Below are 26,417 nucleotides of genomic sequence, written 5' to 3'. Positions count from 1 at the left end.
CCGGAGACAAGACCATGAAGAAACTGCTTCCCTCGCTGCTCGCTGCAGCAGCGCTCGCCACCTTCGCCATCGCTCCTGCGCAGGCCCAGGGCGACAAGCCCAAGGACAAAGTCACGCTGATGCTCAACTGGTACCTGTACAGCGAGCACGCGCCCTTCTTCCTCGGCAAGGAAAAGGGCTTCTACGCCGAGGAAGGCATCGACCTCGACATCCAGGAAGGCCGCGGCTCCGCCGTCACCGCGCAGGCGGTGGCCGCCAAGTCGGCAACCTTCGGCTACATCGACGTCACGACCATGATCAAGGCCGCCGCCAAGGGCGCGCCGCTGAAGTCGACCGGCGTGCTGTTCCAGGTGAGCCCGATGTCGGTGATGGGCTTCACCGAGAAGAACATCAAGACGCCGAAGGACATCATCGGCAAGACGGTGGCCGTCACGCCCGGCGACTCGATGTCGCAGATGTGGCCCCTCTTCCTCAAGGTCAACAACATCACGGCCGACCAGGTGAAGATCGTCTCGGGTGACGGCCAGACCAAGCTCAATGCCGTGACCAACGGCCAGGCCGACCTGCTGCTGGGCTACGTGATGGACCAGGCCATCAAGCTGCAGGACGCCACCGGCAAGCCCGTGACGCCGATCCGCTTCGCCGACTCCGGCGTGAACCAGATCAGCTCCGGGATCATCACCAACAAGAACCTGCTGACCGAGAACCCCGACCTGGTGAAGCGCTTCATGCGCGCCTCCACCAAGGCCGCCGAAGCTGCCGAGAAGAGCCCCGAGGCCGCGGTCGACGCAATGCTCAAGGCCAACCCCAAGGCTGGCGTGCGCGACACCCTGATCGTCGGCATGAAGCAGAGCGTGGCGCTCTATCACACGAAGGAAACGGCCAACCAGCGCCCGTACCGCGTGGCGATGAAGAACGTGAGCGACTCGCTCGACCTGCTGGTGCAGTACGGCGGCATGGATGCATCGACGCGCGGCAAGCCCGAAGACTACGTGACCCTCGACTTCCTGCCCTGACCTGCCACTGCCTTCGAACCCGCGCGCCTTTCGCTGCCGCCACCTCTCACGCATTCAATGTCCCAAGTCAACCTGATCGAAGCGCGCGGCGTCTCGAAGATCTACCAAAGCAAGGACGGCCCGGTCGAGTCGCTGAAGCCACTCGACTTCGCCATCAAGGAAGGCGAGTTCGTCTCCGTCGTCGGCCCCTCGGGCTGCGGCAAGAGCACGCTGCTGAAGATGGTGGCGGGCCTGCTGCCCATCAGCGGCGGCAGTCTCACGCTGGCCGGCAAGCCGATCAAGGGTCCGCAGAAGGACGTGGGCATCGTGTTCCAGAGCGCGGTGCTGCTGCCCTGGCGCAGCGTGGAAGACAACATCCTGCTTCAGGCCGAGATGCGCCATCTGCCCAAGGAGGCTTCGCGGGCCCGGGCACGCGAGCTGATGGCAATGGCCGGCCTGAAGGGCTTCGAGGGCAAATACCCCTGGCAGCTCTCGGGCGGGATGCAGCAACGCGCGTCGATCTGCCGTGCCCTGTTGCACGACCCGTCGGTGCTGCTGATGGACGAGCCCTTCGGCGCGCTCGACGCGATGACGCGCGAGAAGATGAACCTGGAGTTGCAGCGCATCTGGATGGCGTCGAAGAAGACGGTGATGCTCATCACCCACAGCATTCCGGAAGCCATCTTCCTGTCGGACCGCGTGATCGTGATGAGCGAGCGGCCCGGCTCCATTGCCGCGGTGTACGACATCGACCTCCCGCGCCCGCGCACGCTCGACATGATGGCCTCGGCCGAGTTCGGCGCATATACGAAGCTGGTGCGCGCGCATTTCTTCTCGCAGGGCATCCTGGACCACTGAAAGCGCCAGCCATGGATGCCATCCGTTTTCACGTCGAGGAGATCCGCTTTGCCGAGCGCAACGTCACGCTGCGGCTGCCGTTCCGCTTCGGCGCGGCCACCGTCACCGCCTGCCCGCAGGTCTACGTGAAGGCCCGCATCCGCTTTTCGGACGGCCGCACGGACGAGGGCTGCGCCGCCGAGATGATGGTGCCCAAGTGGTTCGACAAGAACCCAGCCCTCACCAATGAACAGAACTTCGAGCAACTACGTTTCGCCTTGCGCGACGCGCGCGAGGCCTACACGGCCGAGCCCGATGCACAGACCGCCTGGACTCACTTCGCGTCTAACTACGCCGCACTGCAGGCGCGCGCCAAGGCCAAGGGCCTGCAGCCGCTCGTGGCCAGCTACGGCCCGGCGCTGATCGACCGCGCGCTGCTCGACGCACTATGCCTGCACAGCGGCGTGAGCTTCGCGACGGCGATGAGCGGCAACCTGAGCGGCATCGACATCGCAGGCAGCGGCCTGGCGGATGACCTCGCAGGCTCCGATATGCCAAGCTTTCTGGCGAGGCAATCGCCGCGCACGCGCATCGCGGCGCGCCACACGGTGGGCCTCGCCGATGCCATCGACGACAGCGACGCCGTGCCCGACGCCCCAACCGACGGCCTGCCCACGACGCTCGCAGCGGCCGTGCGCCGCTACGGTCTCACGCACTTCAAGCTCAAGCTGTGCGGCAACACCGCGCAGGACATCGACCGACTCCAACGCATCGCCCGCGTGATAGACGGCCACGCACAGCTCGTGACGCTCGACGGCAATGAGCAATACGCCGATGCGGACGACTTCGGCGTCTTCCTCGACCGCATGCTGTCCACGCCCATGCTGTGGAAGCTCGCGCAGAAGACGGTCTTCGTCGAACAGCCGATCCGCCGCGATGCAGCCCTGCAGCGCGACGTGTCAGCGCTCGGCAAGCGCATTCCGCTGCTCATCGATGAATCCGACGCCACGCTCGACGCCTTCGTGCAGGCCCGCGCGCTCGGCTACACCGGTGTTTCGAGCAAGAGCTGCAAGGGTTTCTACAAGTCGGTCATCAACGCGGCGCGCTGCGCGCATTGGAACGCCTCCGAGGAAAAACCGCGCTACTTCCTCTCCGGCGAAGACCTCACCATGCAGGCCGGCATCGGCGTGCAACAAGACCTGGCGCTGGTCTCCTGGCTCAGCCTCTCGCACGTGGAGCGCAACGGCCACCACTACGTCAACGGCCTTGCCGCGGCTCCCGAAGCTGAACAGCAGGCACTGCTGCGCGCCCACCCGGGCCTGTACGAACAAAGCGACGGCGCAGTGCGCCTCGCCATCCGCGACGGGCAGCTCGACCCGTCCTCGCTCGCCACCGCGCCCGGCTTTGCCACCGGCAAACCCGGCGCCGGCATCTCGTGGGACGCCATGCGTTCCGTCTACTGAAGCCCCCCGCTTCGATCTGCAATCTCTCTCGCATCTCAAGGAAGAAAACGATGGCCACCCAACGTCTAGGAATCATCATGCACGGCGTCACCGGCCGCATGGGCATGAACCAGCATCTGATCCGCTCGATCTGCGCCATCCGCGTGCAAGGCGGCGTCACGCTGTCGAATGGCGACAAGGTCATGCCTGACCCGATCCTCATCGGCCGCAACGCCGAGAAGATGGAAGCGCTGGCCAAGGCTCACAACATCGCGCGCTGGGGCACCGACCTCGACAAGGCCCTGGAGAACAAGGACGACACCATCTTCTTCGACGCCGGCACCACGCAGATGCGCCCCACGCTGCTGGCCAAGGCCATCCGCGCCGGCAAGCACGTCTACTGCGAGAAGCCGATTGCCACCAACCTCAACGAAGCCGTCGAGATCGCACGCCTGGCCGAAGGCTCGGGCCTGAAGCACGGCGCAGTGCAAGACAAGCTCTTCCTGCCCGGCCTGCGCAAGCTCGACATGCTGCGCCGCGCCGGCTTCTTCGGTCGCATGCTCAGCGTGCGCCTGGAGTTCGGCTACTGGGTGTTCGAAGGCGACCTGCAGCCCATCCAGCGCCCGAGCTGGAACTACCGCAAGGAAGACGGCGGCGGCATGATCCTGGACATGATGTGCCACTGGCGCTACGTGCTGGACAACCTGTTCGGCGAGGTGAAGTCGGTGTCGTGCATTGGCGCCACCCACATCCCCAAGCGCTGGGACGAAGCCGGCAAGCCGTATGAAGCCACCGCCGACGACGCGGCCTACGCCACCTGCGAGCTCACCGGCCACAACGGCGAACCCGTCATCGCGCAGATCAACATGAGCTGGGTCACGCGCGTGCGCCGCGACGATCTTGTGACCTTCCACGTCGACGGCACCGACGGCTCGGCCGTGGCGGGCCTGTCGAGCTGCCGTGCCCAGTCGCGCGTGGCCACGCCGCGCCCGGTGTGGAACCCCGACGAGAAGCAGATGATGAATTTCTTCGACCAGTGGCAGGAGATTCCGGACTCGCAGGTCTACGACAACGGCTTCAAGATCCAGTGGGAGCACTTCATTCGCCACGTGGTCGAGAACGAGCCGTACAAGTGGACGCTGCCCGAAGGCGCCAAGGGCGTGCAACTGGTCGAGGCGGCGCTCGAATCGTGGAAGGACCGCCGCTGGGTCGATGTGCCGTCGCTGAAGGTCTGAGGTTCCTCGCCATGGCTCTTTCGCTGAACCTCCCTACCGCCGGCGGCACGCTCGCGCCCTACGCGCTGCGCGGCACCGCACCGGTGAAGCCCGATGCGGGCATCAAGTTCAACCGCATCGCCTACTCGGCCGCGCACGTGGTGGCCGATCCGCTGGCGGCCATCGACCCGTGGCTGCAATGCGCAGTCGACTGGGACACCACCATCGCCTACCGCCGCCACCTGTTCTCGCTGGGCCTGGGCGTGGCCGAGGCCATGGACACCGCGCAGCGCGGCATGGGCCTGGACTGGCCGACCTCGCTCGAGTTGATCCGCCGGTCTCTCGATGCAGCCAAGGACATGCCGGGCGCACTGGTTGCGTCAGGCTGCGGCACCGACCACCTGAACATCGACGACGTGAAGAGCGTCGACGACGTGATCCGCGGCTACGAAGAGCAGATGGCCGCCATCGAGGCGCTCGGCGGCAAGCTGATCGTGATGGCCAGCCGCGCGCTGGCCCGCGTGGCCAAGAGCCCGGCCGACTACGAGCGCGTGTACGACCGCATCCTGAGCCAGGCGAAGCAGCCTGTGGTGCTGCACTGGCTGGGCGACATGTTCGACCCTGCGCTGGCAGGCTATTGGGGCACGAAGGATGTCGATGCGGCGATGGACACGGCGCTGGGCATCATCGCGGCGCATCCGGAGAAGGTCGATGGCATCAAGATCTCGCTGCTCGACAAGGACAAGGAAATTGCGATGCGCCGGCGCCTGCCGAAGGGCGTGCGCATGTACACGGGCGACGACTTCAACTACGCCGAGCTGATTGCCGGTGACGGCTTCGGCAGCGAACCGACGCACGGCAAGAGCGATGCGCTGCTGGGCATCTTCGACGCCATCGCCCCCGCCGCGAGCGCCGCCCTCGGTGCGCTTGCGCAGGGCAACACCGAGAAGTTCCACGCCATCCTCGGCCCCACGGTGCCGCTGTCGCGCCACATCTTCGCGGCGCCTACGCGCTTCTACAAGACCGGTGTGGTGTTCATGGCCTGGCTCAACGGCCACCAGAAGCATTTCACGATGGTGGGTGGTCAGCAGAGCACGCGCTCGCTGCCCCACTTCGCCGAGCTGTTCCGGCTGGCTGATGCGGCCAACCTGCTGGAGCAGCCGGAGCTGGCGGTTCAGCGCATGAAGACGCTGCTGGCTTTGCACGGCGTGGAAGGCTGAAGCAACTCATGCGCGATTTCTCGCAAAACCACGACTGGCTGTCGATCAACACCGCCACGGTGCGCAAGCAATCTGGCGCCGAGGTGCCGCTCGACCGCATCATCGACCAGTGCGCCGAACGCGGCATCCGCGCGATCAGCCCCTGGCGCGACCAGGTGGCAGCCGTCGGGCTCGACAAGGTGGCGAAGCAACTGAAGGCGCACGGCATCGGCCTCTCGGGCTATTGCCGCGGCGGTTTCTTCCCCGCGCCCGACGCGGCTGGCCTCAAGGCCGCGCTCGACGACAACCGCCGCGCCATCGACGAAGCGAAGACGCTCGATGCGCCCTGTCTCGTGCTGGTGGTCGGCGCCCTGCCCGGCGCGCTCGAAGGCAAGGTCGCCTACAAGAACATCGGCCGCGCACGCGGCGAGGTGCGCGACGGCATCGCCGCATCGCTCGAATACGCCCGTGAAGTCGGCATGCCGCTCGCCATCGAACCCCTGCACCCGATGCAGGCGGCCGACCGCGCTTGCATCAACACGCTGGAACACGCACTCGACCTCTGCGACGAACTCGACGCAGGCAAGAGCGGCATGCTCGGCGTGGCCCTCGACATCTATCACGTGTGGTGGGACCCGAAGCTGCAACAGCAGATTGCCCGCGCCGGCCGCGAGCGTCTGCTGGCGTACCACGTCTGCGACTGGCTCACGCCCACGCGCGACCTGCTGAGTGATCGAGGAATGATGGGAGACGGCGTGGTCGAGCTGAAGAAGATCCGCGGGTGGGTCGAGGACGCGGGCTTCGCCGGCTTCAGCGAGGTCGAGATCTTTTCGAACCTTGACTGGTGGCAGCGGCCCGGCGCGGAAACGCTGGACGTCTGCATCGAGCGGCACCGAAGCGCCGTCTGACCGGATGGCCTCGAGCGGAACGCGGCCGCTTGTGCTGCAATCCGCAGCATGGCTACCCCGACCCTCGACGACCTGCGCCGCTACGCGGTAGCACGCACCCTGTTCAAGCCCACCACGCTGCCCGCCGCGATCCGCCAGCTCGGCTTCGTGCAGGCCGACCCGATCCGCGCGCCCGCACGCGCGCAAGACCTCACGCTGCGCCACCGTGTGAAGGACTACCGCGCAGGCGATCTCGAAAGCCGCTACACCCGCCTCGCCGTCGAAGAAGACTGCCTCGTCAACTACGGCTTTCTGCCGCGCGAGCACCTTGCGCTGATGCACCCGCGCGAAGCCAAGCGCGCATGGGACGCCGACACGCGGCGCAAGGCCGCCGATGTGCTGGCCTATGTGCAGGAACACGGCCAAGTACATCCACGACAGGTAGAGCAGCACTTCGCGCACGGCCGCATCAAGAACTACTGGGGCGGCTCGAGCAACGCGACCACGCACCTGCTCGACGAAATGCACTATCGCGGCATGCTGCGCGTGGTGCGGCGCGACAGCGGCACGCGGGTCTATGAGGCCGTGACGCACCAGCCCGCCGACGACAGCCCTGCCGGCCGCGCACAGCGCGCCACCGCGCTGATCGAACTGGTGGTGCGCAAGTACGCACCGCTGCCTGCCGCGAGCCTCACCTACCTCGTGCGCCTGCTCGGCTACGGCGCGCCGCATCTCTCGACGCAAACGCAGGCCGCCCTGCGCATCGCCCGCGAAGAACTGCTCGCAAGCCGCCGCATCGACGACACGACCTGGTACTGGCCCGCTGACGAAAACCCGGCCTCGCGCCGCCACGCGCCCGACGACGCGGTGCGACTGCTCGCGCCCTTCGACCCCGTCGTGTGGGACCGCCGCCGCTTCGAACTGCTCTGGGACTGGACGTACAAGTTCGAGGCCTACACGCCTGCGCCCAAGCGCCAGTTCGGCTACTACGCGCTGCCGATGCTGTGGCATGACCGCGTGATCGGGTGGGCCAACGTCACCGCGCCCGAAGGCCGGTTGAAGCCAGCCTTCGGCTATGCCGGCAAGAAGCCGCGCGACGCGGCCTTTCGCGCGGCGCTCGACGACGAACTGCAGCGCATGACGCAGTTCCTCTCCGGACGCTGACACCTTTCTTCCTATAATCGCGCGGCCTCAGCCAGCCGCCCGCAACGGGCCGCCAGCCGTCTTCGAAGGAACGAAGACCGCAGCCGCAACGGCTGCTCCCCCCGACGACGCAAGAAAAACCTACAACACCCACCGGCCGCCAGCCTTGATTGAGCGAGCCGCCGGTAGCGCTCGTCCGGATTGAACCGAATCCGAGAAGCCATGGCACGCCCCGCTGCGCGCCGCAGCCACTCCCCTTACCGCAGGACTCAGGAGAAGCTGCACATGACATCGAAGAAGCATCGCCGCCCGACGTGGCACCTTTCACACACCCGCCGCGCCACGCTCGCGGCCACCGCCGTGGCGCTGAGCGCCGCCGTACCGGCCTATGCCGAAGAAAAAGACGAAGCCGGCGAGCCCCGCAGGGCACTGCCCACCGTCACCGTATCGGGCGATTCGGGCGAGACCGCAACCGGCCCGGTGACCGGCTTCGTCGCGAAGCGCGGAAGCTCGGCAACCAAGACCGACACGCCGCTGATCGAAACGCCGCAGGCCATCTCGGTGGTCACGCGCGACCAGATGGAGGCGCAGAGCGCGCTCACGCTGCGCGAGACCACCAACTACACGGCCGGCGTGGTGTCGAGCTACTTCGACAGCCGCGTCGACTCGTTCAAGGTGCGCGGCGGCGACGCCATCCAGTACCTCGACGGGCTGCAGCGCAGCTACGGCACCTACAACACCACGCGCGTAGATCCGTACATGCTGGAGCGCGTCGAGCTGCTGCGCGGGCCCTCTTCCGTGCTCTATGGCCAGGGCGGCATCGGCGGCGTGCTGAACCTGGTGTCGAAGCGGCCGCAGGCCGAGCAACAGCGCGAGGTGCAGGTGCAGCTGGGCAGCCACAACCGCAAGCAGGTCGCGGCCGACTTCACCGGTCCGCTCGATACCGAAGGCAAGTGGCTCTATCGCCTGGTGGCCGTGAACCGCGACAGCGGCACGCAGGTCGACCATGTGCCCGACGACCGCATCCTGCTGGCGCCCTCGCTCACCTGGCGCCCGAACGCCGACACCTCGCTCACGCTGCAGGCGCTCTACCAGAAGGACAAGAGCGGCTCGCTGATCGGCTTCTTCCCATGGCAGGGCACGCTGCTGCCGTCGCTGTACGGCCAGATTCCCACCTCGACCTTCACCGGCGAGCCGGGCTTCGACCGCTACGACACGCGCAACACCTCGCTGGGCTACCTGTTCAGCCACCGCTTCAACGACACCTGGACCTTCAGGCAGAACCTGCGCTCGACCGAGAGCAAGGTAGTCTACAACTCCTCCTACACCAGCTTCACGGCCAACCGGCTCACCGGTCGCCCGGCGCGACCGGTGTTCAACGCCGACCAGCGCACCATCGAGCGCGACCTGGTGGTGCAGCTCAACGGCGGCAAGATGCTGCTGATCGACAACCAGGCCGAGGCGCACTTCAAGACCGGCGCGGTGGAGCACACGCTGCTCGTCGGCGCGGACTTCCAGCGCAACGAGACCTCGCAGCTCACCGGCCGCGGCCGCGCGGGCGCGCTCGATGTGTATGCGCCGGTGTATGGCAACTACACGGCGCCCACCTTCCTCACGCGGCAGCCCGCGGTGCTGCAGAAGCAGGCCGGCATGTACGTGCAGGACCAGGTCAAGTACGGCCGCTGGATCGGCCTGCTCGGCCTGCGCCACGACAAAGCCACCACCGACACCGAGGGCCGCCCCGCGGTGGCGGTCGACGACAAGGCCACCACCAAGCGCGCCGGCATCGTCTACCTGGCCGACGGCGGCTGGGCGCCGTACCTGAGCTATGCCGAGTCCTTCCTGCCGCTGGGCGGCGCGGACGTGAACAACACGCCCTTCAAGCCGCAGCGCGGCAAGCAGTGGGAGGCTGGCGTGAAGTGGGAGCCCGAAGGCCAGCGCACCTCGTTCATGGCGGCGGTGTACGACCTGCGCGACACCAATCGCAAGACCACCGACCCGACCAACCCGCTCAACAGCATCCAGCTCGGCGAGGTGCACGTGAAGGGCCTGGAGCTCGAGTACAAGGGCAGCATCGGGCGCGACTGGGACTGGATCGCCTCGTACGCCTATACCGACGCGCGCGTGTCGCGCAGCAACGGCGCCGACCTGGGCAAGCGCATCTCGGGCGTGCCGAAGCACACGGCCTCGGCCTGGCTGATGCGCCGCTTCACGATCGGCGGCGTGTCGGGTTTCTCGGTGGGCGGCGGCGTGCGCTACCTCGGCAAGTCATGGGACGGCATGGACGCCAACCCCGTGCCCTCTGTCACGCTGCTGGATGCGATGGTCGCCTGGGACAACGGCCCACTGCGCCTGTCGCTCAACGTGGGCAACCTGACCGACAAGGTGCAGATCACCACCTGCCTGGCGCGCGGCGACTGCTTCTACGGCCAGCGCCGTACAGTGACTGCGGCCGCCACGTATCGTTTCTGAAGAAAATCCCCGCTCGAGCGAAGGTCTGCCACGCGGGCGACAGGTCCGTACGGCGATGGGCTCCTAGAATCGCCCCCGCTGTCCGGTTCGCCGGGCGGCAAGCGTTCTCAGGGCGGGGTGCAATTCCCCACCGGCGGTAATGGTGGCTCTTCTGAAAAAAGCCGCACAAGCCCGCGAGCGCCTGGGGCTTGCAACAAGCTCCAGGGTCAGCAGATTTCGGTGCGATTCCGAAGCCGACGGTCACAGTCCGGATGAAAGAGAGCGCGAAATGCGGGCTCGCCCGCGTGCATTGCTTTGTCGTGCGCGCAGGTAGCCTTGCGGTTTCGTGCGCCCTGATTCAGGAAACCTGCTTTCAAGAGGCACACCATGAGTCAGATCAACGACCTTCCCCTTTCTGCCGTTACCGCGTCGGGTTCGCCGCGCGGCACGCGCATCGCATTCGTCGAGGCGCAGTGGCATTCCGACATCGTCCACCAGGCACGCGACGCCTTCCTCGAAGAAATGGACCGCCTCGGCGTGGCGCGCGAGCTCATCGACATCTTCGACGTGCCCGGTGCCTTCGAGATCCCGCTGCATGCCAAGCGGCTCGCCAACTCGGGCAAGTACGCGGCCATCATCGGCTGCGCACTGGTGGTCGACGGCGGCATCTACCGCCACGAGTTCGTCGCGAACACGGTGGTCAGCACGCTGATGTCGCTGCAGCTGGAAACCGACGTGCCGATCTTCTCGGCCGTGCTCACGCCGCATCACTTCCACGAGCACGTGGAGCATCGCAAGTACTTCCACCGCCACTTCGCGGTCAAGGGCACGGAAGTGGCCGAGGCCTGCTTCAAGACGCTCGAAGGGCTGAAGAAGGTCGACGCGCTGCTGGCCGCTGCGTGACAACAGGCGCAGGCCTGCAGTAATCTGGGCGGATGAGCTCTTCATCATCCGCCCGCGAAGACCGCTACACCCTCTACGGCGCCCCTGGCTCGGGCGCCACGCCGATACACGCCGCGCTGACGCTGATCGGCGCGCAGGTCGAAACTGTCGACGTCGCCACGTGGGAGAGCGATGCCGAGCGCGAGCGCGTGTCGGGCGTCAACCCGATGCGCCAGGTGCCCGCGCTGGTGCTGCCTTCGGGCGAGGTGATGACCGAAAGCGCGGCCATCCTGATCTGGCTCGGCGACCGTTATCCGCAAGCCGGGCTCTGCCCCGCACCCGACGACCCGCTGCGCTCGCGCTACCTGCGCTGGATGGTCTACCTGCCGGCGGCCATCTACTCGCTGTTCTGGGTGCGCGACGACCCGCAGCGCCTCGTGCCCGACCCCGCCGCACAAGCCGCGATGCTCGAACGCTCTGCCGAGCGCATCGCGCACTGCTGGCAACTGATGGACACGCAGATCGACGAGCCCGCGCCTTACCTTCTGGGGGAGAAGCTGAGCATGCTCGACCTGTACGTGACCGTGATGTCGCGCTGGACGCCGGGCCGCAGGCGCTTCTACCGCGTGGCGCCGCGCATGGCCCGGGTGGTGCGCCGCGTGGATGCCGATCCTCGGTTGGCGGAATTCTGGGCGGCGCGCTTTCCCTTCACGATGGACCCGAGCGCTCCGGGAGGCTGAGTCCTGTTTTCTATCATCGACACCATGACCGCACGCACACCGACCACCGTCTACCCGATGACGATTTATCACAAGCCCAACTGCAGCACCTCGCGCAACGTGCTGACGTTGATCCGCGAAAGCGGCGTGGAGCCCGAGATCGTCCTGTACCTGGAAACGCCGCCGCCGAAGAAAAAGCTGCGCGAGCTCGCGAAGGCGATGGGCATGGGCGCGCGCGAACTGCTGCGCACCAAGGAAGCGCCGTACGAAGAACTGAAGCTGGCCGATTCGAAGTGGACCGTCGACCAGCTGTTCGACGCCATCGTCGAGCACCCCATCCTGCTGCAGCGTCCCATCGTGGTGTCGCCGCGCGGCACGCTGATGTGCCGGCCATGGGGGCACGTGCGCGAGATCCTGCCGGCCTGAAGCGTCAGCTCGTGGCCCGCTGCGCCAGGCCCCACGCGACATGCTCGCGCACGAGTTCGCTCGGGTGTTCGGCCCGTGTCGCCAGTGCCTCCTGCGCATCGCCCTCGCCCGCTCGCGCCGCATTGCCCAGCGCCACGGCGATGTTGCGCAGCCAGCGCTCATGCCCGATGCGGCGGATCGGGCTGCCTTCGGTGCGGCGCAGGAAGTCTTCTTCGGTCCACGCAAAAAGCTCGGCCAGCGTGCGCCCCGTGAGCCCTTCGCGCGCATCGAAGTCGGGCAGCTCGCTCTTCTTCGCGAACTTGTTCCAGGGGCAGATCAGCTGGCAGTCGTCGCAGCCGTAGATGCGGTTGCCCATCAGCGGACGCAGCTCCAGCGGAATGGGCCCGCTGTGCTCGATGGTCAGGTAGGAGATGCAGCGCCGCGCATCCAGCCGCTGCGGCGCGATGATGGCCTGCGTCGGGCAGATGTCGATGCAGGCACTGCAGCTGCCGCAATGCGCAGTGACGGGTTCGCTCGGCGGCAGTTCCATGTCGACGTAGATCTCGCCCAGGAAGAACATCGAGCCCGCGTCGCGGTCGAGCACCAGCGTGTGCTTGCCGCGCCAGCCCTGCCCGCTGCGCGAGGCCAGCTCGGCTTCGAGCACGGGGGCCGAGTCGGTGAAGGCGCGGTGGCCGAAGGGGCCGACCTCTTCGGCAATGCGCTCGGCCAGCTTGGCGAGCCGGTTGCGCAGCACCTTGTGATAGTCGCGGCCCCGCGCATAGACCGACACGATGGCCTCGCCGGGCCGCGTGAGGCGGTCGAACTCGATGGCCTGCCACTCGGGCTGCGTGCTGCGCGGCAGGTAGTCCATGCGCGCGGTGATCACGCTCACCGTGCCCGGCACCAGCTCGGCCGGACGGGCGCGGCGCGTGCCGTGTGTTTCCATGTATTGCATCTCGCCATGGAACCCATGGGCCAGCCATTGCATCAGACCGGCCTCGGCGCTCGATAAATCGACGCCCGCGATTCCGATTTGGGAGAATCCGAGTTCCCGGGCCAAAGCCTGAATACGAACAACGAGTGGATGGCTGACGATCACTTGCCGATTGTAGAAACGACCCAGAACGCCCGCACCCTGCGCTGGCGCAGCGAGGACGACACCGACGCTTTCGCGCTGGCCCTCGCGTCCTCGCCCGCATTGCGCGATGCCTTCATCGCGCTGCAAGGCAACCTTGGCGCCGGCAAGACCACTTTCGTTCGACACCTGCTGCGCGCGCTCGGCATCGCAGGCCGCATCAAGAGCCCCACATACGCGGTGGTCGAGCCCCACGAGGCGCCCGACGGCCTGCAGATCTTCCATTTCGACTTCTACCGCTTCGCCGATCCGCGCGAATGGGACGACGCCGGCTTCCGCGACATCTTCGCGGGACCGGGCCTCAAGCTGGCCGAATGGCCGGAAAACGCCGCGGGCCGCACACCGGTTGCCGACCTCGCTATTAAAATAGAAGCAATGACTGACGACACACGCAGCGTGACCCTCCTCACGAACACCCCTCGCGGCAGCGATCTGCTGGCGCGCATCGCCGCATGAAGGCGACCGGCCTGAAACGGCGCGTGCTGCTGCAAGGCGGCAGCATCGCGCTGATGCTCGGCGTGCACCAGATCGCCCGCGGCGCCACCATCCTCGCCGTGCGCGTGTGGCCCGCCGCCGACTACACGCGCGTGACCATCGAGTCCGATGCCCGCCTCAACTCGCAGCAGCTCGTGGTGGGCAGCCCGCCGCGGCTTGCCGTCGACATCGAGGGCATCGACCTCAGCCCCGAACTGCGCGAGCTGGTCGGCAAGATCAAGCCGGGCGACCCGTTCATCAACGGCCTGCGCGTCGGGCAGAACGCGCCGAAGGTGGTGCGCATCGTGTTCGACCTGAAGCAGGCCGTGGTGCCGCAGGTGTTCTCGCTCGCGCCCGTGGCCGCGTACAAGCACCGGCTGGTGCTCGACCTGTACCCCGAGCAGGCGATCGACCCGATGGAAGCGCTGATTGCCGAGCGCCTGCGCGATGCGCCTCGCGCGGGCAGCGGCAGCAACACGAACAACGCCCCGGCCGTGGCCGGCATCGTGCCCTCGGCCCCGGCCGCACCTGCGGCCGATCCGCTCGGCGAGCTGATGGCGCAACAGTCGATGCGCCCCGGCCCGCAGACGCCGCCACCCGTGCTAATCACGCCGCCACCGCCCGTGGTGGGCACCGCGCCCGTCAGGCCTGTGGCGCCCCCTCCCCCGGTGGCTGCCGCACGCGGCGGCAGCAGCACCGCCGCCACGGCCAGCCGCACCGACCGCATCATCATCGTGGCGCTCGACCCCGGCCACGGCGGTGAAGACCCCGGCGCCATCGGCCCCAACGGCACGCGCGAGAAAGACATCGTGCTGCAGGTGGCGCACCGGCTGCGCGAGCGCATCAACGCGAGCAGCGTGAACGGCAGCCCGATGCGCGCCTTTCTCACGCGCGACGCCGACTTCTTCGTGCCGCTGGGCGTGCGCGTGCAGAAGGCGCGGCGCGTGCAGGCCGACCTGTTCGTGAGCATCCATGCCGACGCCTTCACCACGCCCGCCGCGCGCGGCGCCAGCGTGTTCGCGCTGAGCCAGAGCGGCGCGTCGAGCAGCGCGGCACGCTGGATGGCCAACAAGGAAAACGATGCCGACAAGGTCGGCGGCGTGAACGTCGGCGGCCACGAAGCGCAGGTGCAGCGTGCCCTGCTCGACATGAGCACCACCGCTCAGATCAACGACAGCCTGAAGCTCGGCGGCGCGATGCTCGGCGAGATCAAGAACATCGGCGCGCGGCTGCACAAGGGGCAGGTCGAACAGGCCGGCTTCGCGGTGCTGAAGGCGCCGGACATCCCGAGCGTGCTGGTGGAGACAGCCTTCATCAGCAATCCGGAAGAAGAAGCCAACCTGCGCCGCGTCGACTACCAGGAGAACCTGGCCGACGCGCTGATGCGCGGCATCCAGCGCTACTTTGCGCAGAACCCGCCCCTGGCGCGCAGCCGGCAACTCTGATCGGCCGCGCGACTTTGTAAAGCCAAAGCGTGCACTGCTGTCCCACGCCGTGCGGCCCACGAGTCCGCACAGGCAGGCGCGGCAGGCTCCTACACAGATGCCACCGGCCTTCTGGACATGATGACTCATCACTCCTCGAAAGGTGGACATCATGAACACACGTCTCTGGATCGCTGCATTCGCAGCCACTTCGGTCATGACGATTGCAGGCTGCGCGAGCGGCCCCAACCAGAACCTCGGGACTGGTGTGGGCGCCGTCGGCGGCGCGCTGGTAGGTCACGCCATCGGCGGCAACACTGCAAGCACGGTGGGTGGCGCGGCCATCGGCGGCATCATCGGCAACCAGGTCGGCCGCAATGCCGACGAACGCAACTACTACAACCAGCAGCGCTATCCGCAAGGCAGCGGCTACTACCCGAGCAACGGCCCGAACTACTGAGATACGGCCTGAACGAAAAAGCGCGCCAGTGGCGCGCTTTTTTACTGGTTGATCGGCCAGGCAATCGTCAGGCCTGCGAGGCCTGCGCCTCGCGTGCCTTCTCGGCCTTCGAGGCGCGCCATGCGCCGAAGATCGCGAGCAACCCCGGCACGAAGATCAGCGCCCAGATGATCTTGTCGAGATGCTGGCGCACGAACGGCAGATTGCCGAAAAAGTAACCCGCTGTTGCAATGCCCAGCACCCAGATCAGCCCGCCCACCACGTTGAACATGGTGAACTTCGCGCGGCTCATCTCGGCCACGCCGGCCACGAATGGCGCAAAGGTGCGAATGAACGGCATGAAGCGCGCAAGAATGATCGTGATGCCGCCATAGCGCTCGTAGAAGCCGTGGGCCTGGTCGAAGGCCTTGCGGTTGAAGAAGCGCGAGTTCTCCCACTGGAACACCTTCGGCCCGAAGTAGCGGCCGATCGAATAGTTGCACTGGTCGCCCAGAATGGCCGCCGCAATCAGGACCCCGCAGGCGAGCGGGAAGTTCATGAGCCCCGCGCCGCACAGTGCGCCAACGATGAAGAGCAGCGAGTCCCCGGGCAGGAACGGCATCACCACCGCACCGGTCTCGACGAAGACGATGAGGAACAGCAAGGCATAGACCCAGGGGCCATAGGCAATGACAAAGGCCTCGAGGTGTTTGTCGACGTGAAGGATGAAGTCGACGAGAAAGCTGATGATTTCCATGGCCGCGGATTATCCTTGTTGAAACCGAACGCCCTGTGAATCACCCCATGCTGCACATACGCGCTGCCACCGACGCAGACTGGCCGGCCATCTGGTCCGTGCTCGAACCCACCTTCCGCCGCGGCGACACCTACACCTTCGCGACCGACGTCACCGAAGCCGAGGCCCGTCATGCGTGGATGAACCTGCCCGCCGCCACTTTCGTGGCCTGCGACGCGCAGGGCGCGGTGCTCGGCACCTACGTCATCAAGGCCAACCAGCCCGGGCACGGCTCGCACGTGAGCAACTGCGGCTACGTGGTGTCCGAGGCCGCGCGCGGCCTGGGCGTGGCATCGGCGCTCTGCGAACACTCGCAGCAGGAGGCCGTGCGCATGGGCTTTCGCGCGATGCAGTTCAACTTCGTGGTGTCCACCAACGAAGGCGCGGTGCGCCTCTGGCGCAAGCTGGGCTTTGCCATCGTCGGCACACTGCCTGGCGCGTTCAGGCATCCGCAGCATGGCTTCGTGGATGCCTTCGTCATGTTCAAGCAACTGCAGCAGCCATAAGACTTACTTACCCCACCCGGAGAAACACACGATGACAGGCCAGTACATCCAGATGAAAGCCGCCGACGGCAGCGGCACCTTCCGCGGCTACCTCGCCTTGCCCGAAGCCGGCACCGGCCCGGGCCTGGTGATCGCGCAGGAAATCTTCGGCATCAATCACACGATGCGCGAGGTGGCCGACTACTACGCCGAAGAAGGCTACGTGGCGCTGGTGCCCGACCTGTTCTGGCGCCAGGAGCCGAACGTGGAGCTCGGCTACAGCGAAGCCGACTGGCAACGCGCCTTCGCGCTCTACGGCGGCTTCGACGAGGCCAAGGGCATGGAAGACATGCAGACCGCCATCGATGCGCTGCGCGGCCGCGCCGAGGTGCCTTCGAAGAAAGTCGGCGTGCTCGGCTTCTGCCTGGGCGGCAAGCTGGCCTACCTGGCGGCCTGCCGCACCGATGCGGACGTTGCCGTCGGCTACTACGGCGTGGGCATCGACGCCGCACTCGACGAAGCCGACAAGATCAAGCGCCCGCTCACGCTGCACATCGCAGAGCTCGACAAGTTCTGCCCACCCGAGGCGCGCGACCGCATCGTCGCCACGCTCCGGGGCCGGCCCGGTGTCTCGCTGTACGTGTACCCCGGCATGGACCACGCCTTCGCACGCGCCGGCGGCGAGCACTTCCACAAGCCCTCGGCGCTGATGGCGCACGAGCGCAGCATCGCCACGCTGAAGGACGCCATCGGCCCGCACTACGACCTCTCGGCGCTGTGGGACAAGCACTGCGAATACGAGTTCGCCACCCGCAACGTCGACGACACCATGTCGACCATGGTGGCCGAGCCGTACGTCAACCACATCCCGACCATGACCGGCGGCGTGGGCTACAAGGCGCTGCATGCGTTCTATACGAATCACTTCGTGAACAGCAATCCGCCCGACACCGCGCTGGTGCCGATCTCGCGCACGGTGGGCGCCACGCAGGTGGTCGACGAGATGCTGTTCTGCTTCACCCACACCACCGAAATCCCGTGGATGCTCCCGGGCGTCGCGCCGACGGGCAAGCGCGTGGAGGTGCCACTGCTCGCGGTCATCAAGTTCCGCGGCGACAAGCTCTATCACGAGCACATCTACTGGGACCAGGCCAGCGTGCTGGTGCAGGTGGGCCTGCTCGATGCGAAGCTGTTGCCGGTGGCCGGAATCGAGACGGCGCGCAAGCTGCTGGACGAGACGCTGCCGTCGAACACCCTGATGCCACGCTGAAAACGACACGGCTTTTAGAATGCCCCGGTGAGCGCCCTCCCCACTTCCATCACCCCCACCGAACGCCGCCCGATCCGCGAACTCCCCGACGAACTGATCAGCCAGATCGCCGCCGGTGAAGTCGTCGAGCGCCCCGCATCGGTGGTGCGCGAGCTGCTGGACAACGCGCTCGACGCGGGCGCCGGCCAGATCACGGTGCGGCTGGCCTCGGGTGGCGTACGGCTGATCTCGGTGGAAGACGACGGCCTGGGCATTCCGCGCGAGGAACTCACGGTGGCCCTGCGCCGCCACGCAACCAGCAAGATCGCCAGCCTCAACGACCTCGAAACGGTCGGCACGATGGGCTTTCGCGGCGAGGCGCTGGCCGCCATCAATGCGATTGCCGAGCTCAGCATTCTTTCGCGCTTCACTGGCTCTGACACGGCCTTCGCGCTCGATGGACGCACTGGCGAGCTGCGGCCGGTGGCCCGCTCCACCGGCACCACAGTCGAGGTGCGCGAACTGTTCTTTGCGACACCCGCGCGCCGCAAGTTCCTGAAGACCGACGCCACCGAGCTGGCCCATTGCATCGAGGCGGTGCGCCGCCATGCGCTGGCACGGCCCGAGGTGGGCTTTTCGGTGTGGCATGACGGCAAATTGGTCGAGCAGTGGCGCGCTGCCACCACGCGCGAGCAGCGGCTGGCCGATGCGCTGAGCGACGAGTTCGTGGCGCAGAGCGTGGCCGTCTATCGCGAAGGCGGCCCGGTGCGCGTGGTCGGCCGTGCCGGCATTCCGGATGCGGCGCGCTCGCGTGGCGACCAGCAGTTCTTCTACGTCAATGGCCGCTTCGTGCGCGACAAGGTGCTGTCGCACGCGGTGCGCAGCGCATACGAAGACGTGCTGCACGGCCAGCGCCAGCCGATTTACGCGCTGTACCTGGAGATCGATCCGGCACGGGTCGACGTGAACGTGCACCCGACCAAGATCGAGGTGCGCTTTCGCGACGGGCGCGAAGTGCACCAGGCGGTGCGCCATGCCATCGAGGACGCGCTGGCCGCCCCGCGTGCCGGAGATGCAGTCGCGCCAGCGGGTGCGGCTCCGCAGCCATTTTTCAAGCAGACCCCGCTGCCGTCGAACGCCAGCTGGGCTCAGCCCGCCATCAATTTCACATCGCAGGAGCGCGGCGCCGGCGATTTCGAGGCGATGTGGCCCCGGCGCAGCGAGCAGCCGGCGCAGCATGCGGCGGAATCGACCGCATCGTCTCTTTGGCCCCAGGCCAGTGCGGCGGCGGCAACGTTCCAGGCCCCTGTCGGGCTGCCCGTGGCCGCGGCAAACGCGGAGGCTGCCGCCCTCGCCACCAACGAACAAGCCTGGCCGCTGGGCCGCGCGCTGGCCCAGCTGCAGGGCATCTACATCCTGGCCGAGAACAGCCAGGGCCTCGTGATCGTCGACATGCACGCGGCGCACGAGCGCATCGTCTACGAGCGGCTCAAGACGCAGCTCGACGGTGCGTCCATCAGCAGCCAGCCGCTGCTGATTCCGGCCACTTTCGCGGCCACGCCGCAGGAAGTGGCCACGGCCGAGGCCTGCGCCGAGGTGCTGCCGACGCTGGGCCTGGAAATAACCCCCTTCTCGGCACGCACGCTAGCGGTGCGCGCCGTGCCCGGAACGCTGGCCGACGGCGATCCGGTGGAGCTGGCGCGCAGCGTACTGGCCGAACTGGGCCAGCACGACGCGAGCACGGTGGTTCAGCGCGCCCAGAACGAATTGCTGTCCACAATGGCCTGCCACGGGGCGGTGCGGGCCAACCGCAAGCTCACCATCGACGAGATGAACGCACTGTTACGTCAGATGGAAGCAACAGAACGTTCGGACCAGTGCAACCACGGCCGGCCGACCTGGCGCCAGCTGTCGGTTCGCGAGCTGGATTCGCTGTTCATGCGCGGCCGATAGGGCAAATCGGCGCTTTAAGCCTTTTTTCTAGGGTTTTCCGCAGTCATCGGGATTGCGGGCACGCACGTTGCATAGGCTCGGTAAAGCGCCAGTGAGCGTTGTTTCGGGGGGTTACCAAGGTGCAGTGTCGGCGCACCAAGGTGAAAGCAGGTGAACTTTTCCGCCGACTTCGCTGTCCCTCAACCCCATGATGAAACGCTGGACCCTCCTCGCGTCTGTCCTCTCGCTTTGTGCCCTGCTGGCAGCCGGTTGCTCGACGCTCGACGAACAGCAACGCGAATGGATCTTCCAGCCCAGCGACCGCAGCTGGGGCAACACTGCCTCCATGACCCAGGGCATGGAAGACGTGTGGATCGATTTCCAGTCTTCCCTCACCGGTGAGCCCGCTCGCCTGCACGGCCTGTGGCTGGGCGGCGCGCCCGAAACCACCGACACCCCCGTGATGCTGTACCTGCACGGTGCCCGTTACAACGTGGCCGGCTCGGCGCCGCGCATCCAGCGCATGCACGAACTGGGCTTCTCGGTGCTGGCCATCGACTACCGCGGCTTCGGCAAGAGCTCCAAGGGCCTGCCCTCGGAAGAGTCGGCCCGCGAAGACGCCCGCGCCGCCTGGACCTGGCTGGCCGCGCGCCACCCCAAACAGCACCGCTACATCTTCGGCCACTCGCTCGGCGGCGCCATCGGCATCGACCTGGCGGCGCATGTGAACGACGAGAGCGGCACCATCGTCGAGAGCACCTTCACCTCGATCGCCGACGTGGTCAGCGGCTTCAAGTGGGGCTGGCTGCCCTTCGGCCCGTTCATCACGCAGCGATTCGAAGCGATCAACACGGTCAAGGACATCGGCTCGCCGCTGCTGGTGGTGCATGGCACGGCCGACAGCCTCATCAACCCGACGCTGGGCCGCAAGCTGTATGACGCGGCCACCGTGCCCAAGCTGTTCGTGCTGGTCGAGGGTGGTTCGCACCACAACACCAATTCGATCGGCGAAGCGCAGTACCGCGCGGCGCTGACGCAGCTGTTCCGCATGAAGCCGGAGAGCATGGTCGCCAGCAATGGCGGCGCGGCGAACCGGCCGCAGCCACGGCTTGCGCCGCCCTCCGCCGCGCTTGCGCCGCAGGATGTGCGGGGCGAGGTGCGCGCGCCGGCACCGGCCGCCATCTAGGTTTAGTCCGCGCCCGCCGTCAAGCCAGGTTGAAGGGCAGCTGGCGCAAGGGCTTGCCCGTCAACCGTGCAATGGCGTTGGCGAACGCCAGGCGCCAGTGGAGGCAGGCCGGGCTCGCCCATGCCGGTGGGCGCATCGGCGCTGGGCACGATGTGGATATCGAACTCCGGCATGTTGGTGATTCGGGCTACGGTGAAATCGCCGAAGTTGCTCTGCTGCACGACGCCGTCCTTCAACGTGATCGCACCGCCGGACAGGCACGTCGACAGCCCCATCACCGCCGCGCCCTGCACTTGCGCCTCCACACTGCGCGGGTTGACCGCCAGGTTGCAGTGCACGCCGCTGGTGACGCGATGCAGCACCGGCTGGCCGTCCTTCACCGAAGCTTCCACCACATAGGCCACCACGGAGTCGAATGACTCGTGCACGGCTACGCCCCAGGCACGACCGTCCGGCAGCTGCTTCTTGCCGTAGCCGCTCTTGTCCACGGCCAGTTGCAGCGCAGCGCGGTGGCGTGGGTGCTTGTCTGCGAAGAGCTGCATCCGATAGGCCACCGGGTCCTGCTTCGTGCTGCGGGCGATCTCGTCGATCAGGGTCTCCATCACGAAGGCGGTGTGGGTGGAACCCACGCTGCGCCACCACAGCACAGGCACGTTGACCTGGGGGTGATGCACCGTCAAGCGCATCGGCAGCGGGTACGGATCGCGCATGCCCTCGGTGGCCGTGGCGTCGATGCCGTCCTTCACCTGGAATTGCCCGAACACCGTGCCCGTGGTGATCGACTGGCCGACGATGACGTGGTCCCACGCCAGGATCCTGCCGCGCTCGTCGAAGCCGATGCGTGCGCGGTGCAGATGCATGGGGCGGTAGTAGCCGCCCTTGATGTCGTCTTCGCGGCTCCACAGCAGGCGCACCGGCACGTCGAAGCCGGCGGCACGCGCGGCCTTGGCGATCTCGCAGGCCTCGACCACGAAGTCGCTGGTGCCCACGAAACGCCGGCCGAAGCCACCGCCCGCCATCTGCACATGCACCGTCACCTGCTCGGGCTTGAGGCTCAGCACGCGCGCCGCGGCGGCAGCGTCCAGCCCGGCGCATTGAGTGCCGACCCAAAGCTCGGCGCGCCCGTTCGACAGCTTGACAGTGCAGTTCAGCGGCTCCATGGGTGCGTGAGCGAGATAGGGGAAGACGAACTCGGCTTCCAGTTGGCGAGGCGCGGTGGCCAGCGGTGCCATGTCGGCGTCGAACTTGCGTGAGCCTGGGCGGCCGGCCAACTCGCGGTACTGCGCCAGTTGCTTTTCGGTGTCCACCTTCTCGACGGAGGCCGTGTCCCACTGCAGCTTCAGCGCGTCGCGGCCCAGCTTGGCAGGCCAGTAGCCATCGGCCACCACGGCTACGCCTTCGGCGCCGCGGTCCAGCGGCACGCGCAGCACGGCCTTCACGCCCTTGACGGCGCGCGCCGCGCTGTCGTCCACCGAGGTCAGGCGAGCGCCGAACACCGGCGGATGCGCCACAACCGCCGTGAGTTGACCGGGATGCCGCACGTCGATGCCGAAGTCCTGGCGCCCGCTGCTCTTGGCGCGCGCGTCCAGGCGCGTGGTCGGACGGCCGATGATCCGGAAGTCCTTGGGATTCTTCAGCGTGACCTTCTCCGGCACCGGCAGGGCCATGGCAGCTTCAGCCAACTCTCCGTAGCCCAGCTTGCGGCCGCCCGGGCCGAGCACCATGCCGGCCTGCGTGCGCAGCGTGGCCACATCGGCCTTCCAGCGCGCCGCTGCCGCCGACAGCAGCATGGCCCGGGCACGGGCACCCAGTTCGCGGTACTGCGTGAAGCTGTTCTTGATCGAGTGGGAGCCGCCGGTCATGTTGATGCCGAAGAGCGGGTCGACGTAGGCGTCGTCGTTCGAGCCATTGCGGCTGCGCACCAGGGCCCAGTCCGCGTCGAGTTCCTCGGCCAGGATCATTGGCAAGCCGGTCTGCACACCCTGGCCGAATTCCAGCCGGTTAATGGTCACCGTGACTTCGCCATTGGAAGCGATCTGCACGAAGGCCGATGGCTGCTGCGTCGGCTTGAGCGCGCCAGCCGCCTGCGCCGCACCGTCGGCCTGCGCCATGGCCAGGTGAGGAAAGGCGCCGAGCGCGAGGCCGCCAGCCCCGGCCATCTTCAGGAAGCTGCGGCGAGGCAGTGTGGCGACTTCATGAACTGAGCCTTGGGCCATCAGGCGCTGCATGGCGCGCGGCAGTTCGCGGTAATCGAAGTTGGCGATGTTGGTCAGCATGGCGGCTCCTTCAAGCGAGGGTCTTGGCCGCATCGGCCACGGCGGCGCGAATGCGGGCGTAGGTGCCGCAGCGACAGATGTTGCCGACCATAGCCGAATCGATCTCCTCCGCGCTGGGCTGCTTGCCTCGCGGCAGCGATTTGAGGAAGGCCGTCGCGCTCATGATCTGGCCGCTCTGGCAGTAGCCGCATTGCGCCACGTCGTGCTTGACCCATGCAGTGTGCACGGCTGCGCCGACCCGATCGCTGCCGCTGGTCGTTGCTTCGATGGTGGTGATCTTCTTGCCCTCGGCGGCCGAGATGGGTGTGATGCACGAGCGGATGGCCTGGTCGTCCAGATGCACGGTACAGGCGCCGCACAGCGCCGCGCCGCAGCCGAACTTGGTGCCGGTCATGCCCAGCGTGTCGCGCAGGGCCCAGAGGATGGGAGTGCCGGGGTCGGCGTCGACCGTGTGTTCACGGCCGTTGATGTGGAGCACGCTCATGTTCGGTTCTTCCTAGGTAGTAGGTTGGATCGGATTCACTTGGCCCCGTCGAGCACCCATTGCGCGAGCGACTGCACGTCGGCATCGGGGATCTGGGTTTGCGGCGGCATCGGCATCGGGCCCCACTTTCCCGAGCTGCCGGCCTTGATGCTTGCAGCCAGCTGCGCGGCCGTTCCCTTTCCTTCGCCGTACCTTGCCCCGATGTCTTTCCAGGACGGACCCACCACTTTGGCTGTGGCCTGGTGGCATGCGACGCACGCGTACTTCTGCGCCAGCGCCTGGCTGGCCACTGCGCGTGCCGGCCACGCGACGACGCTCACGCCAATCCCCAGCGCCACGACGAGGGAAGCGGCAAAGGAACCGTGGACAGCTGCGGTGCGATCGTTGGTCATTGCTGTCCCCGGTCGTCGTGGGCAAGAGACGTGGACAGGCCGCGATGGGCGCCCGCCTGCGCAAGCAGCGCGTTAGCCTTGGCCTCGAAGGTCTGCACGGCATCGGCACCTGCGGCGAACCGGGCCGGCGGCTCTTCGAGCGCGGCAAGCCGCACGATGGCGTCGGCGAGCTTGGCGGGGTCGCCGCCCTGCTTGCCGCTCATGCTGCTCCAGGCGGCAACGGTTTCCCTGGTGCGCTCGGCGTAGTCGTCGATGTTCGGCTCGGCGAAAGTGGTCGAACCGGCGGTGAGCAGCTCGGTGCGAAAGAAGCCCGGCTCCACCAGCATGGTGCGTATGCCGAAGGGGGCAAGCTCAGGGGCAAGCGACTCCATCCATCCTTCGACGCCAAACTTTGCCGCGGCATAGGCAGTGCAGAACATTCCGCCGGCAATCCCCGCAGTCGAAGAGATGGTGAGCACCAGACCCGAGCGCTGTTTGCGCATCATCGGCAGCACGGCGCGGGTGACGTTCATCGGGCCGAACAACAGCGTCTCGATCTGGTTGCGGACCTGCTCGGGGCTCAGCTCCTCGAAGAAACCGGCGTAGAAGTTGCCTGCGTTGTTCACCAGGACGTCGATGCGCCCGAACTTCGCGATGGCGGCCTCCACTGCGGCCTGTGCCTCGTCGAGGCGGGTAACGTCGAGCTTGACGCTCAACAGGTCTGCATGGGAGCCGATGGCCGCAGCCACCTTCGCGGGGTCGCGGCCAGTGGCCACGACAGCATGGCCGGCGGCCAGCGCTGCTTTGGCGATGTCGACGCCCAGGCCCCGGCCTGCGCCGGTGATGAACCAGATTTTCTTGTCGGTCATGGGAATGTTCCTTTCGGTTGGTGCCAGTGTCTGCCCAGGAACCGTCGACCCGTTTGCCGAAAGCGCGCGTGTTCTTGCCTGAAACGATGAGACTGCGCCAGAAATGCGGACCGAGCGAAATGCGCGAGCTAGACTTTGCCGGAGCACCCCGAAAGGATTCAAATGGAAGCGCCGCAGCTGACGCAGCAAAGCGAATCGGCCGTCCTGAGCGGCTTGGCCAAAGCGGTCGGAAGCATTGTCAAAAATGACGGCGACTTCATCACCGCCATTCCCGAACTCTCGCTCCACCGTCGCAGCGCCACGACCGAGCCTGTTCATTGCATCTATGGCTTTGGTGTGGGCATCACTGTCAGTGGGCAGAAGCGGGTTGCGCTCGGCGAGGAATTCTTCGACTACGCCGCGGGGCAATCGCTGCTGACCACGGCCGACCTTCCCGTCGTGGCGCATGTCACTCAGGCCAGCGCCGCGCGGCCCTTTCTGGGCCTCATGCTCAAGCTCGACTCGCGCGCCATCGTGCAGGCTGCAGCCGAGATGGCGTTGCCCCAACCGACAAAGGACTACAGCTATCGAGCCATGTCGCTCGGCGATCTCGATCCGACACTGCTCGGCACAGTGACGCGGCTCGTCGAGCTGCTGGCCGAGCCCAAACTGATTCCCCAGATCGCTCCACTGCTTCAGCAGGAAATCGCCGTTCGCCTGCTCGCCGGGCGCCACGGCCAGCAGTTGCAGCGCCTCGTGGCAGTCGGCTCTCCAGGCCAGCAGGTGGCGCAGAGCATGGCCTGGCTCAAGATGAATTTCGCGCAGCCTGTGCTGGCGGACGAACTGGCCGCTTCCGTGCATATGAGTCCATCGACGTTCCGGCAGCACTTCCGTGCCGTGGCGGGCATGAGTCCCATGCAATACCTGAAGCAGCTGCGCCTGCAAGAGGCCCGGCAACTGATGCTGAACCAGGGCATCGATGCCGGCACCGCGGGAGTGCGCGTGGGATACGAAAGCGCCTCGCAGTTCAGCCGCGAATACGCCCGTCTGTTTGGAGCGCCGCCGCTGCGCGACATCAAGCGGATGCGGGAAACGACCTGAGCAAGACCCGCGCTGCAGACCGGCGCGCGCCATTTGCTACCCT

The 26,417-nt window shown here is 66.9% G+C and carries 24 protein-coding genes, 1 pseudogene and 1 riboswitch; of the genes and pseudogenes, 19 read left to right on the top strand and 6 right to left on the bottom strand.

Features of this window, described 5'->3' with window-relative positions:
- Window positions 1–14: 14 nt before the first annotated feature.
- The 11 genes from AC07O3_RS29300 to arsC all read left to right on the top strand — a co-directional run bounded on the left by AC07O3_RS29300 (window position 15) and on the right by arsC (window position 12,195).
- Window positions 15–1,016 carry an ABC transporter substrate-binding protein gene (locus AC07O3_RS29300; RefSeq protein ID WP_093053108.1) on the top strand — a complete coding sequence of 334 codons (1,002 nt, stop codon included), beginning with the start codon at window positions 15–17 and terminating at the stop codon, window positions 1,014–1,016.
- Between the two features lie 57 nt (window positions 1,017–1,073).
- On the top strand, window positions 1,074–1,853 hold the full coding sequence (locus tag AC07O3_RS29295; protein ID WP_495340969.1) for an ABC transporter ATP-binding protein: 780 nt from the start codon (window positions 1,074–1,076) through the stop codon (window positions 1,851–1,853).
- Window positions 1,854–1,864: 11 nt separating this feature from the next.
- On the top strand, window positions 1,865–3,295 hold the full coding sequence (locus tag AC07O3_RS29290; RefSeq protein ID WP_495340968.1) for an enolase C-terminal domain-like protein: 1,431 nt from the start codon (window positions 1,865–1,867) through the stop codon (window positions 3,293–3,295).
- Window positions 3,296–3,345: 50 nt separating this feature from the next.
- Window positions 3,346–4,509: a Gfo/Idh/MocA family protein gene (locus tag AC07O3_RS29285; RefSeq protein WP_495340967.1), complete on the top strand. Its 1,164-nt coding sequence runs from the start codon at window positions 3,346–3,348 to the stop codon at window positions 4,507–4,509.
- An 11-nt stretch (window positions 4,510–4,520) separates the two neighbouring features.
- The gene (locus AC07O3_RS29280) at window positions 4,521–5,708 is read left to right on the top strand and encodes a dihydrodipicolinate synthase family protein (protein WP_495340966.1); all 1,188 of its coding nucleotides are present in this window, start codon (window positions 4,521–4,523) and stop codon (window positions 5,706–5,708) included.
- A gap of 8 nt (window positions 5,709–5,716) precedes the next feature.
- Window positions 5,717–6,595, top strand: a complete 879-nt coding sequence (locus tag AC07O3_RS29275) for a sugar phosphate isomerase/epimerase family protein (protein ID WP_495340965.1) — start codon at window positions 5,717–5,719, stop codon at window positions 6,593–6,595.
- Between the two features lie 48 nt (window positions 6,596–6,643).
- Window positions 6,644–7,738, top strand: coding sequence for a DNA glycosylase AlkZ-like family protein (locus AC07O3_RS29270; protein ID WP_495340964.1), 1,095 nt, complete (start codon window positions 6,644–6,646; stop codon window positions 7,736–7,738).
- Window positions 7,739–8,002: 264 nt separating this feature from the next.
- Complete coding sequence (locus AC07O3_RS29265) at window positions 8,003–10,189, top strand: TonB-dependent siderophore receptor (protein WP_495341003.1); 2,187 nt, start codon at window positions 8,003–8,005, stop codon at window positions 10,187–10,189.
- Between the two features lie 99 nt (window positions 10,190–10,288).
- Window positions 10,289–10,456, top strand: a riboswitch (FMN riboswitch).
- A 99-nt stretch (window positions 10,457–10,555) separates the two neighbouring features.
- Window positions 10,556–11,071 (top strand): 6,7-dimethyl-8-ribityllumazine synthase, encoded by a 516-nt coding sequence (locus AC07O3_RS29260; RefSeq protein WP_093180205.1) that lies wholly within the window; start codon window positions 10,556–10,558, stop codon window positions 11,069–11,071.
- A 32-nt stretch (window positions 11,072–11,103) separates the two neighbouring features.
- The gene (locus AC07O3_RS29255) at window positions 11,104–11,790 is read left to right on the top strand and encodes a glutathione S-transferase family protein (protein WP_495340963.1); all 687 of its coding nucleotides are present in this window, start codon (window positions 11,104–11,106) and stop codon (window positions 11,788–11,790) included.
- Between the two features lie 24 nt (window positions 11,791–11,814).
- On the top strand, window positions 11,815–12,195 hold the full coding sequence (arsC, locus tag AC07O3_RS29250; protein ID WP_495340962.1) for an arsenate reductase (glutaredoxin): 381 nt from the start codon (window positions 11,815–11,817) through the stop codon (window positions 12,193–12,195).
- A gap of 4 nt (window positions 12,196–12,199) precedes the next feature.
- On the opposite strand, the gene queG is transcribed toward arsC, so the two are convergent.
- A complete protein-coding gene (gene queG / locus AC07O3_RS29245; protein ID WP_495340961.1) occupies window positions 12,200–13,273 on the bottom strand; it encodes a tRNA epoxyqueuosine(34) reductase QueG in 1,074 nt (357 codons plus the stop codon).
- Between queG and tsaE the strand changes: the two genes are divergently transcribed.
- The 3 genes from tsaE to AC07O3_RS29230 all read left to right on the top strand — a co-directional run bounded on the left by tsaE (window position 13,259) and on the right by AC07O3_RS29230 (window position 15,667).
- Window positions 13,259–13,765, top strand: coding sequence for a tRNA (adenosine(37)-N6)-threonylcarbamoyltransferase complex ATPase subunit type 1 TsaE (gene tsaE / locus AC07O3_RS29240; protein WP_495340960.1), 507 nt, complete (start codon window positions 13,259–13,261; stop codon window positions 13,763–13,765). The genes queG and tsaE overlap by 15 nt on opposite strands.
- On the top strand, window positions 13,762–15,228 hold the full coding sequence (locus AC07O3_RS29235; RefSeq protein WP_093057800.1) for an N-acetylmuramoyl-L-alanine amidase: 1,467 nt from the start codon (window positions 13,762–13,764) through the stop codon (window positions 15,226–15,228). Before tsaE ends, AC07O3_RS29235 begins: the two co-directional genes overlap by 4 nt.
- A 151-nt stretch (window positions 15,229–15,379) precedes the next feature.
- A complete protein-coding gene (locus AC07O3_RS29230) occupies window positions 15,380–15,667 on the top strand; it encodes a YMGG-like glycine zipper-containing protein (protein WP_093057920.1) in 288 nt (95 codons plus the stop codon).
- Between the two features lie 67 nt (window positions 15,668–15,734).
- Here AC07O3_RS29230 and AC07O3_RS29225 read toward each other — a convergent pair whose 3' ends face one another.
- Window positions 15,735–16,403 carry a DedA family protein gene (locus tag AC07O3_RS29225; RefSeq protein ID WP_093057801.1) on the bottom strand — a complete coding sequence of 223 codons (669 nt, stop codon included), beginning with the start codon at window positions 16,401–16,403 and terminating at the stop codon, window positions 15,735–15,737.
- Window positions 16,404–16,450: 47 nt separating this feature from the next.
- Here AC07O3_RS29225 and AC07O3_RS29220 point away from each other — a divergent pair, with 47 nt between their 5' ends.
- The 4 genes from AC07O3_RS29220 to AC07O3_RS29205 all read left to right on the top strand — a co-directional run bounded on the left by AC07O3_RS29220 (window position 16,451) and on the right by AC07O3_RS29205 (window position 21,294).
- Window positions 16,451–16,948, top strand: a complete 498-nt coding sequence (locus AC07O3_RS29220; protein WP_093057802.1) for a GNAT family N-acetyltransferase — start codon at window positions 16,451–16,453, stop codon at window positions 16,946–16,948.
- A gap of 31 nt (window positions 16,949–16,979) precedes the next feature.
- Window positions 16,980–18,197, top strand: coding sequence for a dienelactone hydrolase family protein (locus tag AC07O3_RS29215; RefSeq protein ID WP_495340959.1), 1,218 nt, complete (start codon window positions 16,980–16,982; stop codon window positions 18,195–18,197).
- Between the two features lie 27 nt (window positions 18,198–18,224).
- On the top strand, window positions 18,225–20,129 hold the full coding sequence (mutL, locus tag AC07O3_RS29210; protein ID WP_495340958.1) for a DNA mismatch repair endonuclease MutL: 1,905 nt from the start codon (window positions 18,225–18,227) through the stop codon (window positions 20,127–20,129).
- Window positions 20,130–20,316: 187 nt separating this feature from the next.
- On the top strand, window positions 20,317–21,294 hold the full coding sequence (locus AC07O3_RS29205; protein ID WP_093079998.1) for an alpha/beta hydrolase: 978 nt from the start codon (window positions 20,317–20,319) through the stop codon (window positions 21,292–21,294).
- A gap of 19 nt (window positions 21,295–21,313) precedes the next feature.
- Here AC07O3_RS29205 and AC07O3_RS29200 read toward each other — a convergent pair.
- The 4 genes and pseudogenes from AC07O3_RS29200 to AC07O3_RS29185 form a co-directional block, all read right to left on the bottom strand.
- Window positions 21,314–23,570, bottom strand: a pseudogene (locus AC07O3_RS29200) (xanthine dehydrogenase family protein molybdopterin-binding subunit).
- A 10-nt stretch (window positions 23,571–23,580) separates the two neighbouring features.
- Window positions 23,581–24,054, bottom strand: coding sequence for a (2Fe-2S)-binding protein (locus tag AC07O3_RS29195; RefSeq protein ID WP_093079993.1), 474 nt, complete (start codon window positions 24,052–24,054; stop codon window positions 23,581–23,583).
- A gap of 35 nt (window positions 24,055–24,089) precedes the next feature.
- Window positions 24,090–24,446, bottom strand: a complete 357-nt coding sequence (locus AC07O3_RS29190; protein ID WP_495340957.1) for a c-type cytochrome — start codon at window positions 24,444–24,446, stop codon at window positions 24,090–24,092.
- Window positions 24,443–25,294 carry an SDR family oxidoreductase gene (locus AC07O3_RS29185; RefSeq protein ID WP_495340956.1) on the bottom strand — a complete coding sequence of 284 codons (852 nt, stop codon included), beginning with the start codon at window positions 25,292–25,294 and terminating at the stop codon, window positions 24,443–24,445. The genes AC07O3_RS29190 and AC07O3_RS29185 overlap by 4 nt, the downstream gene beginning before the upstream one ends.
- A gap of 162 nt (window positions 25,295–25,456) precedes the next feature.
- Between AC07O3_RS29185 and AC07O3_RS29180 the strand changes: the two genes are divergently transcribed.
- Window positions 25,457–26,374 carry an AraC family transcriptional regulator gene (locus AC07O3_RS29180; RefSeq protein ID WP_495340955.1) on the top strand — a complete coding sequence of 306 codons (918 nt, stop codon included), beginning with the start codon at window positions 25,457–25,459 and terminating at the stop codon, window positions 26,372–26,374.
- The last annotated feature ends 43 nt before the right edge of the window (window positions 26,375–26,417 follow it).

Source organism: Variovorax sp. GW821-FHT09D05, assembly GCF_059416325.1.
This window is presented reverse-complemented; position numbering and strand designations above follow the sequence as displayed.